General features: G+C 72.1%; 13 protein-coding genes and 1 pseudogene. 9 read left to right on the forward strand and 5 right to left on the reverse strand.

The features are described 5' to 3' along the window. Positions 1 to 68: 68 nt before the first annotated feature. Entirely contained in the window at positions 69 to 335 is a 267-nt protein-coding gene (locus ACZ7HQ_RS26950; RefSeq protein WP_470995311.1) for a GlsB/YeaQ/YmgE family stress response membrane protein, read from the reverse strand. A 242-nt stretch (positions 336 to 577) separates the two neighbouring features. Between ACZ7HQ_RS26950 and ACZ7HQ_RS26955 the strand changes: the two genes are divergently transcribed. From ACZ7HQ_RS26955 to ACZ7HQ_RS26965, 3 genes are all read left to right on the forward strand, one after another. After that, entirely contained in the window at positions 578 to 1,687 is a 1,110-nt protein-coding gene (locus ACZ7HQ_RS26955; RefSeq protein WP_470994824.1) for a TerD family protein, read from the forward strand. 86 nt (positions 1,688 to 1,773) lie between these two features. Then, a complete protein-coding gene (locus ACZ7HQ_RS26960) occupies positions 1,774 to 2,139 on the forward strand; it encodes an ArsR/SmtB family transcription factor (protein WP_470995313.1) in 366 nt (121 codons plus the stop codon). Positions 2,140 to 2,413: 274 nt separating this feature from the next. Next, a complete protein-coding gene (locus ACZ7HQ_RS26965) occupies positions 2,414 to 4,120 on the forward strand; it encodes an LCP family protein (protein ID WP_470994827.1) in 1,707 nt (568 codons plus the stop codon). Positions 4,121 to 4,160: 40 nt separating this feature from the next. Here ACZ7HQ_RS26965 and ACZ7HQ_RS26970 read toward each other — a convergent pair whose 3' ends face one another. Further along, entirely contained in the window at positions 4,161 to 4,394 is a 234-nt protein-coding gene (locus tag ACZ7HQ_RS26970) for a hypothetical protein (protein WP_470994830.1), read from the reverse strand. A 65-nt stretch (positions 4,395 to 4,459) separates the two neighbouring features. Beyond that, positions 4,460 to 5,329, reverse strand: a complete 870-nt coding sequence (locus tag ACZ7HQ_RS26975; protein ID WP_470994833.1) for a class II glutamine amidotransferase — start codon at positions 5,327 to 5,329, stop codon at positions 4,460 to 4,462. A gap of 305 nt (positions 5,330 to 5,634) precedes the next feature. Here ACZ7HQ_RS26975 and ACZ7HQ_RS26980 point away from each other — a divergent pair, with 305 nt between their 5' ends. Continuing rightward, complete coding sequence (locus ACZ7HQ_RS26980) at positions 5,635 to 6,861, forward strand: MFS transporter (protein WP_470994836.1); 1,227 nt, start codon at positions 5,635 to 5,637, stop codon at positions 6,859 to 6,861. Between the two features lie 6 nt (positions 6,862 to 6,867). On the opposite strand, the gene ACZ7HQ_RS26985 is transcribed toward ACZ7HQ_RS26980, so the two are convergent. Beyond that, positions 6,868 to 7,857, reverse strand: a complete 990-nt coding sequence (locus ACZ7HQ_RS26985) for a TIGR01777 family oxidoreductase (protein ID WP_470994839.1) — start codon at positions 7,855 to 7,857, stop codon at positions 6,868 to 6,870. 175 nt (positions 7,858 to 8,032) lie between these two features. On the opposite strand from ACZ7HQ_RS26985, the gene ACZ7HQ_RS26990 reads away from it, so the two are divergent. The 3 genes and pseudogenes from ACZ7HQ_RS26990 (at position 8,033) to ACZ7HQ_RS27000 (ending at position 10,527) form a co-directional block, all read left to right on the forward strand. Then, entirely contained in the window at positions 8,033 to 8,698 is a 666-nt protein-coding gene (locus ACZ7HQ_RS26990; RefSeq protein ID WP_470994842.1) for a ScbR family autoregulator-binding transcription factor, read from the forward strand. Between the two features lie 115 nt (positions 8,699 to 8,813). Beyond that, positions 8,814 to 9,689 (forward strand): class I SAM-dependent methyltransferase, encoded by an 876-nt coding sequence (locus ACZ7HQ_RS26995; protein ID WP_470994845.1) that lies wholly within the window; start codon positions 8,814 to 8,816, stop codon positions 9,687 to 9,689. A 95-nt stretch (positions 9,690 to 9,784) separates the two neighbouring features. Next, positions 9,785 to 10,527, forward strand: a pseudogene (locus ACZ7HQ_RS27000) (class I SAM-dependent methyltransferase). A gap of 21 nt (positions 10,528 to 10,548) precedes the next feature. Here the strand turns inward: ACZ7HQ_RS27000 and ACZ7HQ_RS27005 are convergent. Further along, complete coding sequence (locus ACZ7HQ_RS27005) at positions 10,549 to 11,715, reverse strand: PucR family transcriptional regulator (protein WP_470994848.1); 1,167 nt, start codon at positions 11,713 to 11,715, stop codon at positions 10,549 to 10,551. 184 nt (positions 11,716 to 11,899) lie between these two features. On the opposite strand from ACZ7HQ_RS27005, the gene ACZ7HQ_RS27010 reads away from it, so the two are divergent. Both ACZ7HQ_RS27010 and ACZ7HQ_RS27015 read left to right on the forward strand, forming a co-directional pair. Next, on the forward strand, positions 11,900 to 13,393 hold the full coding sequence (locus ACZ7HQ_RS27010) for a long-chain-fatty-acid--CoA ligase (protein WP_470994851.1): 1,494 nt from the start codon (positions 11,900 to 11,902) through the stop codon (positions 13,391 to 13,393). A gap of 58 nt (positions 13,394 to 13,451) precedes the next feature. Next, positions 13,452 to 13,901: a DNA-binding protein gene (locus ACZ7HQ_RS27015; protein WP_470994854.1), complete on the forward strand. Its 450-nt coding sequence runs from the start codon at positions 13,452 to 13,454 to the stop codon at positions 13,899 to 13,901. Positions 13,902 to 13,929 lie beyond the last annotated feature (28 nt).

The raw sequence follows: 13,929 nt of genomic DNA on the forward strand, positions 1-13,929 counted from the left end.
CGTTGCGGACGCGGCTGCCCCACAGCGCGTCGCAAGGGTGCAAGGCCCACGTGTAGCAGTCGCTGCCCTCAGTCGCGGGAGTTGCCGAACAGGATGCGGTAGCCGATGAGCAGGGCCAGGGAGCCGCCGATCGCCGCGCCCCACGTGTAGAGGTCGAAGAAGTGCTTCTCGACCGGGCGGTCGAGGAAGCGGGCGGAGAGCCAGCCGCCCACGAAGGCGCCCGCGACGCCGATGAGGGTGGTGCCGATCAGGCCGCCGGGATCGCGGCCGGGCAGCAGCACCTTGGCGATGCCTCCGGCGAGCAGGCCGAGGATGATCCAGCCGATGATTCCCACGGTGTTGTCCTCCAGTCGGGTCGGGATCCGCTCCGAGCAGGCCGGACGCCGACGCATGAGTTGCTTGTTTGCGCAAGCCTAGGGGTGGGACGGCGGAGCCGGGCAAGGGAGTTGGCCCCTGGTGACGACCCGTCGAGGTTCTGCTACATGATCAAGACATTGCGCAATTGAGGAACTGTGCGTGACTCACGGGCGTTTGTCATGACGGACGCGGGAAGTATGAGCGACTGCGGAGGACGTGGATGAGTGTGTCCCTGACCAAGGGCGGCAATGTGTCGCTCGGCAAGCAGGCCCCCGGGCTGACTGCTGTGACGGTCGGGCTGGGCTGGCAGGCGAACGCCGGATATGAACTGGACGCCAGTGCCCTGCTGTGCGACCTGTCGGGCACGGTGCTGTCCGACGAGCACTTCGTCTTCTTCAACAACCTGAGCAGTCCCGACGGTTCGGTCCGCCACGGTGGCGGTCGCGGTCAGGCCGACGGTGACGACCAGCGGATCCACGTCGAGCTGACCAGAGTCCCGGACCGGGTCGAGAAGATCGTCTTCCTGGTGTCCCTCTACGAGGGCGCGAGCCGCGGCCACACGTTCGGGCAGGTGCACCGGGCGTACATCCGCGTCCTCGACCGCGACGGCGGGACGGAACTGGCCCGCTACGACCTCGCGGCCGGCAGCCTGTCGACCGAGACCGCGCTGGTCCTCGGCGAGCTGTACCGGCACGGTGCGGAGTGGAAGTTCCGTGCGGTCGGCCAGGGTTACGCCTCGGGACTCGCCGGCATCGCCACCGACTACGGCGTGACCGTCCTGCGGGACACTGCCACCCCACCGACGCCGAGTCCGGCACCGAGCGCGGCCCCGCTCACCGCACCGGCACCGCAGCCGAGCGCGGGTGCGTCCGTGCCGCCCGCCCCGCTGAATCCACCGGTCACCGCCCCGTCGGCCCCGGCGTACCCCACATCCCCTCAACCCACCGGGAGTTCCCCCATGACCTGCTTCTTCGACCCCCAGCACGGCCCGGGCGTCGTGACCGTGACGTGGTCCCCGCAGTGGGGCGTGCCCCGCCCCGTCCAGTCCTGCGGCTCCTGCGCGCAGCGCGTCCAGACCACGGCGCCGCCGTTCTACACGCCGCCCCAGCAGGGCTATCCCCAGCAGGGCTACCCGCAGCAGGGCTATCCCCAGCAGGGGTACCCACAGCCGTACGCGGACCACGAACACCACCAGCAGGGCGGCGGCCGGCGCTTCGGTACGGGTGCGCTCATCGGTGCCGGTGCGGCGGGCCTCATCGGTGGCGCGCTGCTCAACGAGGCGTTCGACGACGACGAGCCGGAGGTCGTCAACAACTACTACGAGGACTGACCGCCCGAACCGGCGACGCCGCGGCGCCCGCCTACACTGGGTGGGCGCGTGTGCGTCGGCTGTGACGAGGGCGGGGGCGGGAGAGGATCTTGACGGAGAACGCCGCTGGCTTCCAGGACCCGCCCGCCGAGGTGCTCGCGGAGGCCGCCGCGGCGTTCGGGTTGCTCGCCTCGCCCGCTCGGCTGCATCTGATGTGGGCCCTGTCACAGCGGGAGAGCGATGTCACGCATCTCGCGGACCGGGTGGGCGGCGCTCTGCCCGCGGTCAGCCAGCACCTGGCGAAGCTGAAGCTCGCCGGACTGGTCCGCGCCCGCCGTGAGGGCCGACGTCAGGTCTACTTCATCGACGACCCCGACGTCGTCACCCTGGTCCGGGTGGTGGTGGGACAGCTGACCGCACGATCCCGGCACGCCTCGCTCCCCGTCCAGGGTCTGCGCAGGCTCCAGGGCTGACGGCGCCCCCTGTTTCTCACGCACACCGGCCTCTTTCTTGTACAGGGCGCGTAGACTCCGGCTCCCGTACCCGGGCTCGCACGGCGGTTCCATGAGATGCCTCACTGTGAATCGCGTATGTGTCTGTGCTGTTCGGGCCCCAGGTTTGTTAGATTGCGCAACTACGCAAGCAAGGTGGAGCGGCGCGCTCCACCGGCCCGTACATCGCCGCGCGGGCCTGGCCGTACACCCCGCGGCCCGGCCTGACGGGCCCGACCGTTCATGGGAGTGGGAGATGAGCGACCCGTGGGACGGGCCCGTCGGCCAGGCCACGCGCAGCCCCGGTGCGCGGCTGCCCGGACAGCGGGCGGCCGAGCCCGGCGGGCCGCACCAGCCGGGCGGCCGGGCCGCTGTCCGGGCAGCTGCCCGCGCGCAGGGCGGCAGGCGGGGGCGCCGGGGCCGTCCGGTGGGCCGCGGCCGGCGGGTGCTGAAGGTCCTCGGGATAGGCATGTCGACCGTCGTCCTGGTCACGGCAGGCGCGGGCTGGTGGTTCTACGAGCACCTGAACGGCAACATCCACAGCGTCTCGCTCGACGGCAAGGGCGGCAGCGAGAAGGCCGACGCCTTCGGCCGCACCCCGATCAACATCCTGGTCATGGGCTCGGACGGCCGCACCAGCGCGGCCGACTGCAAGCTCGGCGGCGGCTGCTCGAAGACCGGTGTGCAGACCGGCAGCAACGCGGACGTGCAGATGGTGGTGCACATATCGGCGGACCGCTCCAACGCGACCGTGATGAGCATTCCCCGCGACACCATGACCAAGGTCCCGGCCTGCAAGGACAGTGAGACGGGTCAGTCCACGTCCGGTTACTACGGCCAGATCAACAGCGCGCTGCAGTACGGCCCGGCCTGCCAGGTGGCCACCGTCCACCAGCTCACCGGCATCCCGATCGACCACTTCGTCAAGCTCGACTTCTCCGGTGTCGTGAAGATGTCCGACGCGGTCGGCGGTGTTCCCGTCTGTGTCACCGACGACGTCTACGACACCTACTCGCACCTCAAGCTGTCCAAGGGCACCCACACGCTCAAGGGCGTCGCGGCGCTGGAGTTCGTCCGCTCCCGGCACGGCTTCGGCGACGGCAGTGACCTCGGTCGTACGATCTCGCAGCACATCTTCCTCAGCTCGATGATCCGCCAGTTCAAGAGCGCGGGGACGCTCACCGACCCCACCGCCGTCTACGACCTCGCCGACGCCGCCACCAAGGCGCTGACCGTGGACGACGGCCTGGGCAGCGTGAAGAAGCTGATCTCGCTCGCGTCGGACGTGAACAAGGTGCCGACGAAGCGGATGACGTTCACGACGATGCAGACGGCCCCCGACCCGGCCAACAAGGACCGGGTGGTCGTGGGGGCGGGCGCCAGGACCCTGTTCTCCACCATCGCGGGCGACCAGTCGCTGACCACGGACTCCGGCAAGAAGTCCGCGGCGGCCTCGGCGACCGCGAAGGCCACCGCCTCGGCCGTACCGGCGTCGCGGATCGCCGTCACGGTCGAGAACGGAACGTCGGTCACCGGCCGTGCCTCGGACATCGCGACCGCACTGACCGACCAGGGCTTCAGCTCCGCCACCACCACGGCCAACGCACCGAGCCCCGCGACGAGCACCACCCTCACCTACGGCACCGGTCAGAAGGAGGAGGCGAAGACGGCCGCCAAGGCGCTCGGTCTGTCCTCCGCGCACCTGAAGCAGGGCACCGGCACGGGCCTGACCCTGGTGATCGGCAGCGACTGGCCGAGCGGCACCAGCTATCCGGGCGGCAGCTCCTCGCCCGCGCCCGCCGACACCCAGGCCGCTGTGTCCAACGCGCACGCCTCCACCGCCGACCAGGCCAAGACCTGCGCCAAGGTCAGCCCCTACCGGACGGTCACCCTCAACGGCGTCTCCATGACACCGGCACAGGCCTACGCCGCGGCGCGCGGCAAGCCCGACTCCGACGCCTGACCGGCCGCGACGAACCCGCGGCCGGTCGCACCGCGCCGGTTCAGGGGCTGGCGACGTCGAAGCCGTACCGCAGGGGCTCGGTGCTGACGGTGTAGTCGCGGCGGTACAGGTACACCGCCTCCGCGCGTATGCCGCCGGGCGGTGCGGCCTCGACAGGGCAGGGACACGTCACCTGGACCACGCGCGGTCGGTCGGCCACCTTCATCCGCAGCCCGTCCGCCGGCCCCCCGTCCAGCACGGCGGTCTCCCAACCCGTCACTTCGGTAGTCTCCACACCGGAAATTTTACGGGTTGCGCAAGTCTTGAGTTGGTGAGCCGGGTCACGGGCACCCCCCCGTGCTACGCGGGCCGCTGGGAGGCCGCCGCGTCGGGGCGCAGGTCGGACAGGGCGAGTGGGCGGGCCGGTGGCTCGGCGAGTGCGATGCGGGAGGTCGCCCCGAGGTCGGGGCCGACGTGGAGCAGCTCGCCGGGTGCCATCAGCTGCCAGTACGGGCTCTCGTCCATGCGCTCGCTGGCCACGACGACGGACGGCCGGTCACCGAGGTGTGCCGAGCGCACCCGCAGATGACCGTTCCGGCCGGTGTGGTCCAGATGCCGCGATCCCTGGTGACCGCCCGCCGGGCGCCGCAGGACCCACAGCTCATGGGTCGCGGGATAGCGCAACGCCCACAGCTCCCGCGCGGTGACGAGGACGATGTTGAGCGCGAACAGGGGCAGGTTCGCTGCGACCCAGCGGGCCGCGGACTCGAGGCCGGCTGTCACGTCCCCGTCGTGCGCCGCGGTCTCGCGCGTGACCAGGGCGAAGAAGCGCTCGGAGTCGGTGTCGCCGTGCACCAGCGAGCGGTCCTCGCCCAGGTGGCGGTCGAGTTCGTCCAGCCCCTCGATCACACCGTTGTGGGCGAACAGCCGCCGCTGCTGCTCGAAGGGATGGGTGTTGCGCACGTCGAGCCCGCCGGTCGAGGCGTAGCGGATGTGCGCGAGGAAGGTGGCCGACTCGACGTCCCGGGCCTCCCGGGCGAAGGCCCGGTCCTCGTAGGCCGCGATCGGTGCCTTGTGCACTTCCGGCGTGCCGTCCGCGTCGAAGTAGCCGAGCCCCGTTCCGTCGGGTTCGCGGTGACTCTGCACGCTGAGACTGTCGGGGGCGTCCAGCAGCCAGAACGTGGCACGAGAGCGGAGCGGGGAGCTGATCAGTCCGAACAGCCGGCACACGGCATCCTCCTCGCCACCCGTCTTCGGCCGGGCACCGCCGCGGTCGCCCGGACGGCCATGGTCCCGCGTGGCGGACGTTCCCGCACGCGCGCCGCGCACGGTGTCCGGCCCCGTCTCGCCCCCGGCAGCCGCCCCGCCCGGAACTTCCCCAACCGGCGGGTCGTAACGCCGAGTCGAGTGCTCCCTCGCACGTGGGGTCGCCGGCCGGCTCGCCGCCGTCGTGAGGGCCGGCGGCGGACCGGTCGCTCATGGGTCCGTCAGGTGAAGGTGCGGACTGGTCCCGGCAGGCGCGACAGGATGAGCTCATGAGGATGAGGGACACGGGCCCGCGCCCGCAGGGGCCGGTGATGGGGCCCTGGCGGTTCGTGGTGTGGTTCGGCACGGTCAGTCTGCTCGCCGACTTCGTCTACGAGGGCGCCCGTTCGGTCACGGGCCCCCTCCTGGCCTCGCTGGGTGCCTCCGCGCTGGTGGTCGGCGTGGTGACGGGCGCCGGTGAGGCCGCCGCTCTGGGCCTGCGGCTGGTTTCCGGTCCCCTGGCCGATCGCACCGGGCGCTTCTGGGGGCTGGCGATCGCCGGGTACGCACTGACGGTCGCGTCGGTTCCGCTGCTCGGTGTCGTCGGCATCCTGTGGGCGGCCTGCGCCCTGGTGATCGCGGAGCGCGTCGGCAAGGCGGTGCGCTCCCCGGCCAAGGACACCCTGCTGTCGCACGCCACGGCAGCGACCGGACGGGGCCGTGGCTTCGCCGTGCACGAGGCCCTGGACCAGATCGGCGCCCTGGCCGGGCCCCTACTGGTGGCCGGGATGCTCGCCCTGACCGGCGGCGACTACGGACCGGCGCTCGGCGTGCTGGCGCTGCCCGGTGTCGCCGTACTCGCGCTGCTGCTGTGGCTCAGGGCCCGGGTGCCCGACCCGGAGGCGTACGAACGCGAGACGGCCGTCGGTACGGCGCCGCGGCAGCAGGCTCAAGGCGGGCCGCTGCCAGCGGCCTTCTGGACCTACGCCGCCTTCACCGCGGCCACCACGACCGGCTTCGCCACCTTCGGTCTCCTCTCCTACCACCTGGTCGAGCGGCGTCTGCTGGCCACCGCGTGGGTGCCGGTGCTCTACGCGGCCGCGATGGTCGTGGACGCCGTCGCGGCACTGGCCACGGGATGGCTGTACGACCGGTTCGGACCGCGCGTGCTGGCCGCCCTGCCCGTGCTCACCGCCGGGGTGGCGCCGCTGGCGTTCACGAACACCGTCGCCGTCGCGGTGACCGGCTCGCTGGTCTGGGGCGCGGCCATGGGCATCCAGGAGTCCACCCTGCGCGCCACCGTCGCGGACCTGGTGCCCAGCGGACGGCGCGCCACCGCGTACGGTCTCTTCGCCGGTGTGGTCGGCGCGGCGAGCCTGGCGGGCGGCGCGCTGACCGGCGGCCTGTACGGCTACTCGATTCCCCTGCTGATCACGGTGGTGACCGCGATCCAGGTCGCCGCGCTGGTGCTGCTCGGCGTCACCCGGGCGGCACGCACCCCGGGCCGTCACCCGTGACCGGGATCAGGTCCGCGGCACGGACGCCGCCCCCGTCCGGCCGCGACGCCCCGCCCGCGAGGACCTGGCACGCCGCACCAGGTCCACGGCGGCCGGCTGCCACTCGCGGTACGCGAAGTCGAACCCGGCGTCCCGCAACCGGCCCGGGACCACCCGGCGGCTCTTGAGCAGCAACTCCGTGTCCGAGCGCAGCGCGAACGCCCCAAGTTCCGCCATCCATCGGGTGGCCGGCAACCCCACGGGGACGCCCCAGGCTCTGCGCAGCGCCCGCATGAACTCCCGCTGCGGAAGCGGGCCGGGAGAGGCGAGGTTCACCGGACCGTCGATGTCCTCCTGCTCGATCAGGAACTCCACCGCGCGTACGAAGTCCTCGTCGTGGATCCAGGAGACGTACTGCGCCCCACCGGCGACCGGCCCGCCCAGTCCCAGCCGGGTCAGGCCCAGCAGGACGTCGAAGACACCACCCCGGTCCGGGCTCATCACCATCGCCGAGCGCAGCGCCACCTTCCGCGTCTTCGGCGTCGACGCCTCGCGCTGTGCGCGCTCCCAGTTCCTGGCGATGTCGACGCTGTAGGCCCAGTACCCCGGAACCCCACCCTCCGCGCCGCCGATCAGCCCAGTCGTCTCGTCGTTGGCCGCGTCGAAGCGATGGGCGTAGATCGTAGCCGTACTCATCTGCAGCCACAGTCGCGGTGGCCGCGCGGCGGCGGCGACGGCCGCTGCGACCACCCGCGCCGAGTCCACCCGCGAATCCATCATGGCCCGCAGGTTCTCGGCGGTGTAGCGGCAGGAGACGCTGCGTCCGGCCAGGTTGATCACGACGTCGCTGCCGTCGACCACCTCGGCCCAACGGCCGAGCGTGACGCCGTCCCACGCGACCTGCCGCTCCCGCTCCGGCTGCCGGGTCAGCACGGTCACCTCATGGCCGGCTGCGGTCAGCGCCCGATCGAGAATCGTGCCCACCTGTCCGGTGCCCCCGGGCAGAACCACCTTCATCGAGCCCCCTCTGTTCGGTGGACACAGCCTAACCACAGATTTGAACGCGTTCAAAATAGGGTGCCGGTCGTGTGTGTGCCTAGTCCATGGCAACCGCCCCGGGAGGCCTTGGCGTTGACGTGCCCTGCGGTAAGGTACGAGCTGTTTGGTTTAATTTTCAGCTTGGGGAGGGCCGATGGCTCAGCAGGAGCGAGCTGTCCGGACCCGACGTGCTGTTCTGGAAGCCGCCGCGGCGGTCTTCGCCGAGCGCGGATACGCGGCGGCGACCATCGCCGAGATCCTCAACCGGGCCGGCGTGACCAAGGGTGCCCTGTACTTCCACTTCGACTCCAAGGCGGCCCTCGCCCAGGGCGTGCTGCAGGAGCAGACAGGCGTCGAATACCACGTCACCCGGGAACTGAAGCTGCAGGAGTGGGTGGACGCGGGCATGACCCTGGCCGTGCGGCTGCCCCGGGAGCCGATGCTGCTCGCGGGCGTGCGGCTCTCGGCGGACCTGCAGGGCCGCGACGTCTTCGGCAGCGCCTGGCCGGCCTGGGCCGAATTGACCGGAGCCGTGCTGGCCGAGGCCAAGGAGCGCGGCGAGGTGCTCCCGCACGTGGTGCCCGAGGAGACCGCCGAGGTCTTCCTCGGCGCTTGGATCGGCGTGCAGTTCGTCTCCCAGGCCGTCGCGGGCTGGGCCGACCTCGGCCACCGCGTGTCGGCCCTCTTCAACCACCTGCTCCCGGCGATCGCCGCTCCCGCCGTCCTCGTCCGCCTCGACACCGCCCCGGACCGCGGTGCCCGGGTGATCGCGGAGGTACGGCAGAACGCGGCGGCACCCCTGGCCGGCGCCAACAGCTGACCGGCCCGCTGCCCGTGGCCGTCGTACGACCGTCCTTACCAAACCGCTGAGTCGGTTTCGAGGAGGCCGGGATTTCGCTTTGACCGGCACCCCGCCGTGCTCGATCCTTGGCTCCATGAGCGGCTGGGAGTGGGACGAGACCCTCTTCGAGGGTGCGGCTCCCTACTACGAGCAGGGCCGACTGCCCTACGCCCCGGGGCTGGTGCCGCTGCTGGCCGGCGTACTGGCGGCCGACGGACACGGGCGGCTTCTCGACGTGGGATGCGGCCCCGGGACCGTCACCATCCCGCTGGCCCGGCTGTTCCGCGAGGTCGTCGGGGTCGATCCGGACGCCGGAATGATCAGCGAGGCCACGAGCCGGGCCGACGCCGCGGGGCTGGCCCGCAAGACGCGCTGGGTGCGGAAGCGCGCGGAGGAACTCCCGGCCGGCCTGGGCCTGTTCGACGTGGCGGTCTTCGCCCAGTCCTTCCACTGGACGGACCGCGAACGGGTGGCGGGGACCGTGCGCGGCATGCTGCGCCCCGGCGGGGCGCTGGTGCACCTGTCGGACCTGAAGACGGAGCCCCGTGCGGTCGAAGGACTGCCCCACCCCGCCGTGCCGTACCGGGACGTCGAGGAACTGGTCAGGCGGCACCTGGGGCCGGTCCGCCGAGCCGGCCGAGGGCTGCTGCCGCAGGGAACGCCCGGCGGCGAGGCGGCGGTGCTCGCCGGCGCCGGTTTCCTGGGCCCCGAGCGGTACGTCGTACCCGGTGGGCAGGAGTTGCGGCGCACGGTGGACGACGTGGTCGCCTGGACGTTCTCGATGTCCTGCTCGGCTCCCCACCTGTTCGGCCCCCGCCGCGGGACCTTCGAAACGGATCTGCGCCGCCTGCTCGCCCGGTCCTCACCCGCGGGCCTGTTCTCCGAACGCGCCCCCAGCACCGAGGTGTTCGTCTGGCGTGAACCGCGGTCGGCACCGGTGACCGGCGTGTACGGGGACCAGCCGATGTAGGCGGCCCGGAGGTCGGTTGCGTGGCACAGGGGAGAGGCGAGCGCCGGGACGATATTCGGTGGACAACTCCCGTGACAGGGGCGAGCGTCGATGTCATGCAGCAGGATGACATCTGGGACGCCGCCGTCGCCCGGCGCTACGACACGCCAGGCACCGGCATGTTCGCGCCGGAGGTGCTGACCCCCACGGTGGAACGCCTCGCGGCGCTGGCGGACGGCGGAGCGGCGCTGGAGTTCGCGATCGGGACCGGGCGCGTCGCCGTCCCGCTCGCCGAGAGGGGAGTTCCCGTCACCGGCATCGAGCTGTCCGGGCCGATGGTGGAGCAGCTGCGGACCAAGACCGACGAAGCCCGGATCCCCGTGGTCATGGGTGACATGGCGACGACGGTCGCCCCGGGGGCGTACACCCTGGTCTACCTCGTCTACAACACGATCTCCAATCTGCTCACACAGGCCGAGCAGGTCGCGTGCTTCCGCAACGCCGCCCGCCATCTGACCGCCGGCGGACGGTTCGTGATCGAGCTGTGGGTGCCCGAGCTGCGCACACTTCCCCGGGCAAGGCGGCCACCGTGTGGCACGCCGACGCCGACTACGTCGGGCTGGACACCTACGACGTCATCGAGCAGCGGGTCGTGTCGCACCACTTCCACGTCGAAGGGACCGAGCAGGTGCGGTTGCACCGCAGCCCGCACCGCTACATCTGGCCGTCCGAACTCGACCTCATGGCCCAACTGGCCGGGTTCGAGCTGGAGTCCAGGCACGCGGACTGGGAAGGCGCCGCGTTCACGGCCGACTCCCGTTCCCATGTCTCGGTGTACCGGCTCACGGCGGCCCGCTAGCCCAGACCGCGCGCGGAGTGTTCAGGAAGGCAGCAGCCGCAGGGCGTACATCGCCGCCCCCAGGTCGGCGACGGCGATCGGGTCGGAGAGCGAGCGCCCCGTCAGCTCCTCGATGCGGCGCAGCCGGTAGCGCACGGTGTTCGGGTGGACGAAGAGCCGCTCGGCGGCCTCGGCGGCCACACCACCCGCACCGAACCAGTGCCCCAGCGTCCGCAGCAGCCGTGCGCGCTCCGCCTCCGGCAGGTGCAGGAGCGGGCCCAGGGCGACCTCGACGAGCTGGCCGGCCTCCGCAGGCGCCGCGGCCACCAGCATCGCCAGCGGGCTGTCGTCGAACCGGGCGACCCCCGGCCCGTCGGCGGGCAGCCCGGCCAGGGCCAGCCGGGCGAAACGCAGTGCCTGCGGCGTCTCCCGCAGCGAGTCGAAGCGGGGGCTGACGCCGACCCGGCCGCGCCGCCGGCGCAGCGCCCGCAGGCTCACCGTCTCCGCGTCCCGGTGCCCGAGCGAGACCAGCCCGACCTGCTGGTCGGGCAGCAGCCGCCACACCGACGGCACCCCGGAGCGGCGCAGCGCCGCCTCGATGCCGGGCAGCGGCTCCTGGCCGGGATCCGGCACCGACGCGGCCACCACCGCGTACGGGCCGCGCTCCGGCAGACCGAGCTGCCGGGCCGCCTCCCACGGCGTCGTACGATTCGCGAGGGCGCCCGTGAACAGCGCCTCGGCCAGGGCCGAGCGGCGTGACTCGCGCTGCAGCGCCAGCTCCGCGCTGGCCTCGCGGTAGGCGGCCGCCACTGCCTCCGCGTACCGGCCGAACAGGGCCCAGATCTCCGAGGAACCGGCCACCAGCTCGGCGTCCGTCACGTCCGGGTGCCGGCGCGCCTCGTCGACCATCTCCGACCAGAGCATCTCGAAACCGACCCGGTAGGCGTGCAGCGTGTCCGCGAGCGGCACGCCCTGCTCGGCGCGCCGCCGACCGGTCTGCTGCGCGGCTCCCACGTCGGGTTCGGCCCCGTACGCGAAACGCCCGAGCAGCAGATCGGCGTTGCCCTCGCAGGACTCCCTGAGCGACGCGAAGGGGATGAGCGAGTCGTCGGCGTACGACTCGACCTCCGCGCGGATGCGTTCGGTCATCAGCTCACCCAGCTCCGGAAGGCGCACACGCAACGCCGCACCCACATTCTGCAGACCCATACCCGCAGCGTACGGCGGTCTGTTTGGTCCCGGGAACAATCGGGGCGGGAGTGAACTGTGGGCGTGGCCATGGACCCCGGCGATCGTGCGGGCGACCATGCCGAGGGCGTCGGGGGCGGGACCCCGCGTCAGCCGGGGACGGGACCCCGGGAGCGCGGCGAGCGCGTGGGTGCGAGGAGGCATCATGGCCAATCTGGCGGAGTTCCTGGTGGAGACGGCGCGACGGCGGCCCGCGAGCCCGGCGCTGCGGCTCGGGACGGCGACCACCAGCTACGCCGAACTGGACCGGCTGAGCGCGCAGGCGGCCGCGCTGCTGCGCACCGAGGGCCTGCGCACCGGCGACCGCGTCGCGCTGATGCTCCCGAACGTGCCCGAGTTCGTCGTCCTGTACTACGGCGTCCTGCGCGCCGGCGGCATCGTGGTGCCGCTGAACCCGCTGCTGAAGGAACGGGAGACCGAGTACCACCTGCGGGACTCCGGCGCCGTCCTGCTCTTCGAGTGGCACCGGGCGCCCGGCGAGGGGGCAGCCGGGGCGGCCGCCGCCGGGGTACGGCGCCTGGCGGTCGAACCGGTCGCTCTCGCCGCCGAGCTGGCGCGCCTGGAGCCGTACGACGAGGTGACCGCCACCGCCGGGGACGACATCGCCGTGCTGCTGTACACCTCGGGCACCACCGGCCGGCCGAAGGGTGCCGCGCTCACCCACGCCGGGCTCCGCCACAACACCGAGGTCAACGTCACCGAGGTGCAGCGGCTGGACTCCGACGACGTGATCGTCGGCTGTCTGCCGCTGTTCCACATCTTCGGGCAGACCTGCACGATGAACGTCGCCGTCCGCAGCGGCGCTTCCCTCACGCTCGTCCCGCGCTTCGAGCCGCAGACGGTGCTCGAAGCCATCGCCCGGGACCGCGCGACCGTCTTCGAGGGCGTCCCCACCATGTACGCGGCACTGCTCCAGCACCCGGGCGCCGCCGCTGCCGACGTGTCCAGCCTGCGCATGTGCGTCTCGGGCGGCGCGTCGTTGCCGGTGGAGGTCCTGCACGGGTTCGAGCGGCGCTTCGGCTGCATGGTGCTGGAGGGCTTCGGCATGTCCGAGACCAGCCCGGTCGTCTCCTTCAACCACCCCGACCGCCCGCGCAAGCCCGGCTCCATCGGCACCCCCATCCGCGATGTCGAGGTCCGGCTGCTCGACGACACCGGCCGGGACGTCGCCCCGGGCGAGGTCGGTGAACTGGCCGTGCGCGGGCCCAACGTCATGAAGGAGTACTGGCACCGCCCCGAGGAGACGGCCGCCACCATCCCCGACGGGTGGCTGCGCACCGGCGACCTGGCACGCCAGGACGAGGACGGCTATCTGTTCATCGTCGACCGGAAGAAGGACCTCATCATCCGCGGCGGCTACAACGTCTACCCGCGCGAGATCGAGGAGGTGCTGCACGAGCACCCCGCCGTCGCCCTCGCCGCGGTCCTCGGGGTCCCCGACGAGCGGCTCGGCGAGGAGGTGGCCGCCGCGGTCGTGCTGCGGCCGGGCGCCCAGGTGGGCACCGAGGAACTGCAGCAGTTCGTCCGGGACCGGGTCGCGGCCTACAAGTACCCGCGCCGGCTCTGGCTCACGGACGCCCTGCCGATGGGCCCGAGCGGCAAGATCCTCAAGCGGGAGATCACCGCACCGCTCGGGTGAACATTCCGTTCACAATAATGAGTTGACGTCGTGTTGTGTGTGATCTGATGCTGGGGCCATGTCACCGACCGCTGACCCCACCGATCCCTTCACGCCCCCGCATCCGGAGCAGGCCCGTGCCCAGCGGGTGTACGCCTCGCTGTTCCGCATCGCCGAGCGGCATGCCGCGACGGACGAGCAACGACGCCGGCAGACGCATCCCTCCCTCCTCGCGCCGCACGAGGCCGTCAGGCTGGTGACGTTCCTGCTCAGCGGGGCCGTGCTGCACGAGGACGGCGAGCCGGAGGTGGACCACGCCGACATCACGGCCGCACTGAGCCTGGTGCCGCTGGTGCGGGCCGAGTTGGACGAACTGGAGGCGGGGCTGCTCCAGATGGCGCGCGGCCGGGGGATGACCTGGCCGGAGATCGCTTTCGGACTCGGACTCGGCACGCCCCAGGCCGCCAGACAGCGTTACGAACGACTGGCGAGCCGCACCACCACTGATGACGAAGGCGCAGGTGACTGACGGCGGCCCCCTTCGCGGTGCCCCCGTC

The sequence above is a fragment of the Streptomyces sp. NPDC037290 genome, from assembly GCF_055603245.1.

Coding starts and splice junctions, on each gene's coding strand:
- ACZ7HQ_RS27010 (WP_470994851.1), top strand. CDS start 11,900: ATGGCCAATCTGGCGGAGTTCCTGGTGGAGACGGCGCGACGGCGGCCC.
- ACZ7HQ_RS27015 (WP_470994854.1), top strand. CDS start 13,452: ATGTCACCGACCGCTGACCCCACCGATCCCTTCACGCCCCCGCATCCG.
- ACZ7HQ_RS26990 (WP_470994842.1), top strand. CDS start 8,033: ATGGCTCAGCAGGAGCGAGCTGTCCGGACCCGACGTGCTGTTCTGGAA.
- ACZ7HQ_RS26965 (WP_470994827.1), top strand. CDS start 2,414: ATGAGCGACCCGTGGGACGGGCCCGTCGGCCAGGCCACGCGCAGCCCC.
- ACZ7HQ_RS26980 (WP_470994836.1), top strand. CDS start 5,635: ATGAGGATGAGGGACACGGGCCCGCGCCCGCAGGGGCCGGTGATGGGG.
- ACZ7HQ_RS26955 (WP_470994824.1), top strand. CDS start 578: ATGAGTGTGTCCCTGACCAAGGGCGGCAATGTGTCGCTCGGCAAGCAG.
- ACZ7HQ_RS26995 (WP_470994845.1), top strand. CDS start 8,814: ATGAGCGGCTGGGAGTGGGACGAGACCCTCTTCGAGGGTGCGGCTCCC.
- ACZ7HQ_RS27005 (WP_470994848.1), bottom strand. CDS start 11,715: ATGGGTCTGCAGAATGTGGGTGCGGCGTTGCGTGTGCGCCTTCCGGAG.
- ACZ7HQ_RS26985 (WP_470994839.1), bottom strand. CDS start 7,857: ATGAAGGTGGTTCTGCCCGGGGGCACCGGACAGGTGGGCACGATTCTC.